The 4,837-nt window shown below is 43.4% G+C and carries 5 protein-coding genes; all 5 read left to right on the forward strand.

Going from position 1 to position 4,837, the window contains the following annotated elements; genetic code table 11:
* Positions 1-176 precede the first annotated feature (176 nt).
* Positions 177-2,174 carry a hydantoinase/oxoprolinase family protein gene (locus KGY70_17035; protein ID MBS3776905.1) on the forward strand — a complete coding sequence of 666 codons (1,998 nt, stop codon included), beginning with the start codon at positions 177-179 and terminating at the stop codon, positions 2,172-2,174.
* An 8-nt stretch (positions 2,175-2,182) separates the two neighbouring features.
* Positions 2,183-2,845: a DUF1638 domain-containing protein gene (locus KGY70_17040; GenBank protein ID MBS3776906.1), complete on the forward strand. Its 663-nt coding sequence runs from the start codon at positions 2,183-2,185 to the stop codon at positions 2,843-2,845.
* 11 nt (positions 2,846-2,856) lie between these two features.
* Positions 2,857-3,654, forward strand: coding sequence for a dihydropteroate synthase (locus KGY70_17045; GenBank protein ID MBS3776907.1), 798 nt, complete (start codon positions 2,857-2,859; stop codon positions 3,652-3,654).
* Positions 3,655-3,702: 48 nt separating this feature from the next.
* On the forward strand, positions 3,703-4,539 hold the full coding sequence (locus tag KGY70_17050; GenBank protein ID MBS3776908.1) for a methyltransferase domain-containing protein: 837 nt from the start codon (positions 3,703-3,705) through the stop codon (positions 4,537-4,539).
* Positions 4,540-4,598: 59 nt separating this feature from the next.
* A partial coding sequence (locus KGY70_17055; protein ID MBS3776909.1) for an adenosylhomocysteinase occupies positions 4,599-4,837 on the forward strand: 239 nt, incomplete at its 3' end.

Consider the following 4,837-nt stretch of genomic DNA (forward strand, 5'->3'; position numbering starts at 1 on the left):
GATAAGGTTCCTGAAAAAGCCGATGCAGAAATAGAAAAGATATTGAAAGAATCGGAAGAAAGAATCAAGAAGGAAGCGGGCAGTAAAGCCCAGAACAAATAAAAGAAAACAGGAAGCAGAAGTACAATTGCCTCTTCTTGCTTCCTGCTTTTTCCTGAGTATTAGATGGGAATTGTATGGATCGATATGTAATAGGGATAGATACAGGAGGAACTTTTACCGATGGAGTGTTGCTCCATTATGAATCGAGAAAGGTGATTTCTGCGGCCAAGTCACTGACCACAAGAGAGGACCTTAAGATTGGTGTTATCAAGGTTTTGAAAAAACTAAACATTAAGGAGGAATATAGCATCAAACTTGTGGGTATATCAAGTACTTTGGCTACCAATTCCGTGGCTGAAGGTAAAGCCAGAAAGGTCGGATTGCTGTTGATTGGTTATGACCAGGATTTGGTAGAACAATACGGTCTCACGGAAAAGCTTTCTACCGAAAACATTTCCTATTTTAAAGGCGGCCATAATGCCCAGGGAAACGAAGCTGCCCCTCTGGATGAAGAAAACATTAAAAAATGGATTCAGGAAAAGGAATCTGAGTTTGATGCTGTGGCAGTATCCAGCTATTTCAGCCCGTTAAACCCTGAACATGAAGAGCGGGCTTTTGAGATTATCAGAGAGCAGACTGATTTGCCTGTGGTAATGGCCAGTCAGCTTTCTACAAAACTAAATTCAATAAAACGGGCGGCAACTGCGGCTATCAATGCATCTTTGGTTGCGGTGATGCAGGATTTTATTCAGGCTGTACAGAATTCCCTTCAGGAATTGGGCATTGAGGCCCCTCTTATGATTGTGCGCGGTGACGGCACGATGATGCCTTATACCGAGGCGGTGCAGAAACCGGTAGAAACGGTTCTGTCCGGTCCGGCTGCCAGTGCAATAGGAGGCAGATTCCTGGCACGTGATGGCAGTGCACTTGTTATTGACATGGGCAGTACCACTACCGATATGGCTTTGGTTAAAGATTCCAGAGTGGTGGTCTCCGAAGAGGGAGCCAAAGTGGGAAATACCGAAACGGCAGTTGAAGCAGCAAAGATCAGAACCATCAGTGTGGGCTGCGACAGCAGGATTTCCTATAACAAGAAGAAAGACATACTTATCGGGCCCGACCGGGTCAGACCGCTTTCGCAGATTGCCTATCATCATAAAAAAGTGGCCGGCGAAATACAATCGTTGAAAAATACAACACAGATCCGGAAAAACCTTTTTGATATCGAATACTGGTACTTGCATAAGCCTCTGGATGAGCATACTCTGGAGGGTTTAAACGAGAAACAAAGAAAAGCAGTGGAGTTAATTGCAGAACCTCATCGCCTTTCAGATCTGCTGAGTAAAGTGGGTGTTTTTCATCCTTCTCACCTACATCTGGATGGGTTGATACAGGAGGGGAAAATTGAATGCGCAGCACTCACCCCTTCCGATTTGTTGCATGTGGAAGGCGGAATGAATATGTGGGATGCCGATACCGCGTTCACGGCCACAGATTACTATTGCCAGGTATATGGAGTAAACCGTAAAGAATTTATAGAGACGGTTTTTGATAAGATAGTAGATATTATTGTGGAAGAGATACTCATATTCCTGGCCTGTCAGAATCTGGATTACTCCAGGATGCCCGACAGAATTGACGGAGAGTGGGGTAAATGGATGCTTCGGGAAATTCTCCATAGTGATAACAATTATCTTTCTATTGATGCGGGAAGCCGTTTTCCCGTTATCGGAACCGGTGCGCCGGCCAGGCATTTTCTTAAGCGGGCAGCCAGAACGGTTCACGCCAAGTTTATATTGCCTGAGTTCTCAGAAGTAGCCAATGCCGTGGGTGCCGTTTCAGGTTCAGTTTCTGAGGTTCGTGAAGCCATAGTATTTGTACGGGAGAATGAGATTCAGTATTCCTATGTAGTCAAATTTGGAGATAGAAGCAAAAGTTTTGAACAGTATAGGGAGGCCTGCGATTATGCTGAGAATATAGCCAGAAAACTGGCCAAGGAAGCAGCGGTGAAATCCGGAGCTACAGATCCGTATGTTGATGTGGAACGTAAAACCGAAGGTTCTTTAACCCGTTTCATAGCGAGAGCCGTTGGAAATCCGAAATTGTCAGAAGTGCAAAACGTGGAAGACTAAGCTTGATTATGAAGAAGATCATTGCCTGTGGCAGCATAAGTCCCGAGTTAGAGCGACTCCGGGAAGGTCATCCCGAGGTGGATATTCAATATCTTCCCCAGAATTTGCATCGTGCTCCCGATAAGATGAAAACCTATATACAGGAAACACTGGATAAGCTTACCGGGGATTATGAAACGGTAGTTCTGGGTTATGGTTTGTGCTCCAATGGCATTGTAGGGCTTAAAGCCCCGGAGCAGGGACTTTATATACCCCGGGTACATGATTGTATCGCATTGTACCTTGGTAGCCGGGAGGCCTATCATAGAATATTTAAACAGCACCCGGGCACATACCACCTGACCAAAAGCTGGATATTGAATAAGACGGACCCGCTGGGACTGGTGGAGAATGAGTATACTGAAAGGGTGGGACCCGAAATGGCGGAAGAAGCCATGCAAATGGAGATAAAAAATTATGATTACATCAGTTTTGTGAATACGAATACCGATGATGTGGATAAATACCGCGAAAGGGCCCGGAAAAATGCCGAACATTTCAATAAAAAGTTCATTGAATATAAGGGGTCGGATGATTACTTCAGGAAAATGTTGTTTGGTCCTTACAAATCCCCGGATTTTATATATGTATCACCCCATAATGAAGTGAAACAAAAAGAATTTTTAAAATAGGAGGAAATAAAATGCAAATAGTAGGAGAATTGATCAATGCAAGCCGAAAAAAAATTCGGAATGAGATCAAAGAAAAAAATTATGATGCCATAGCACAGGTGGCGAAAGACCAATATGAACACGGCGCCGATTTTATTGATGTGAACGCTGGTATTTTTGTCGGTAAGGAGGAAGATTATGTCAAATGGTTGATCGAAACTGTTCAGGAAAATGTTGACGCGCCCTGCTGTATAGATACCCCGGACCCGAAAGTCATTGAAGAAGCGGTTAAAGTCCACAAGGGAACACCGATGCTGAATTCCATATCTCTGGAAAAAGACCGCTATGATAATATGTTGCCTGTAGTGAAAGGCAAAGATATGAAGGTGATCGCCCTTTGTATGAGTGATGAGGGAATGCCTTACACCAAGGATGATCGGCTTAAAATTGCAAACAAATTGGTCAACAATCTTGTTAACAATAACGTGCCGCTGGAAAATATTTATGTTGATCCCCTGGTACAGCCTATCGGATCGGGAGACAATTTCGGTATTGAGTTCCTCAACACCATTGAAGCCATTCATCAGGAATATGAAGGAATCAATACCGTTTGTGGTTTGTCCAATATATCGTATGGCATACCCAGGCGTAAATTTGCCAATCAAACCTTTATGGTGATGGCCATTACCAAAGGGCTCAATGCAGCTATTATGAATCCGCTGGATAAAAGGATGATGGCCAGCGTTATTGCAGCCGAAACCCTCTTGGGCAAGGATCCTTTCTGCGAAAATTACGTCAACAAGTACAGAGAAGGATTTTTCGATTTTTAATTGTCAAATCAGCTTAAAATATTTCACAAAAAACATGAGGAGGTTATTATGAGTAAGAAGGACTATTCCAGTGAAGTGGAAAAAGCAAGAGAATATTACAACAGCCAGGACGCCCATAATTTTTATTACACCATATGGGGCGGAGAAGATCTGCACCTGGGCATTTACAAAACAGAAGACGAGGATATTTATACCGCCAGCCGGAGAACCATTGACACCATGGCCAGTTATGCCGATAAGATCGATGAAAATACCAAAATTATCGATCTCGGTGGTGGTTTTTCAGGTTCTGCAAGGCATTTGGCCAAAAAATACGGCTGTCATGTTACGGTTCTTAATCTGAGTGAAACAGAGAATGAACGGGGACGGAAAATGAATAAGGAACAGGGTTTGGATCACCTGATTGAGGTAATCGACGGGAGTTTTGACTCCATACCTTTCCCTGACGAAACCTTTGACATCGTATGGTCGGAGGATGCCATCCTTCACGCCGACGACCGGAAGAAAGTAATTGAAGAAGCAGCCAGGGTACTTAAGCCCGGAGGGGATTTAATCTTTACCGATCCGATGCAGACCGATAATTGCAATGAGGAAGTGTTACAGCCCATTTACGACCGGATCAACCTCTCGTCACTCGGATCTCCCAAATTTTACCGCAAAACCTGTAAGGAAGTAGGATTGAAAGAACAGGCATTTGAAGAAATGCCACAGCATCTGATCAATCATTATTCCAGGGTACACGATGAAACCGTGGAAAATGAGCACAAGCTGGAAGGAAAAGTTTCCAGGGAATATATTGACAACATGAAGAAAGGCCTTCAGCATTGGGTTAAAGGCGGAAAAGAAGGAAACCTGACCTGGGGCATTTTCCATTTTAAGAAATAAATTGAAATGGTTATTTTTAGGACCGTTTATATCTACTAATAATTAAAAATAAATAAAATATGAGCAAATTGGAAAAAATTGATGAAAACCTTGAATATCGGGTAAGAGACATTAATATGGCCGAGGAAGGCAGGAAGCAGGTAGAGCTTGCTGAACATGAAATGCCAGGCTTGATTGAATTAAGGAATAAGTATGGAAAAGAGAAACCACTCAAGGGGGCCAGAATCACCGGTTCCCTTCATATGACCGTTCAAACGGCTGTGTTGATCGAAACGTTGGTTGAACTGGGTGCCGATGT

Source organism: Bacteroidales bacterium, from assembly GCA_018334875.1.
Lineage (GTDB): Bacteria > Bacteroidota > Bacteroidia > Bacteroidales > UBA12077 > JAGXLC01.

Coding starts and splice junctions, on each gene's coding strand:
- KGY70_17040 (MBS3776906.1), top strand. CDS start 2,183: ATGAAGAAGATCATTGCCTGTGGCAGCATAAGTCCCGAGTTAGAGCGA.
- KGY70_17050 (MBS3776908.1), top strand. CDS start 3,703: ATGAGTAAGAAGGACTATTCCAGTGAAGTGGAAAAAGCAAGAGAATAT.
- KGY70_17035 (MBS3776905.1), top strand. CDS start 177: ATGGATCGATATGTAATAGGGATAGATACAGGAGGAACTTTTACCGAT.
- KGY70_17045 (MBS3776907.1), top strand. CDS start 2,857: ATGCAAATAGTAGGAGAATTGATCAATGCAAGCCGAAAAAAAATTCGG.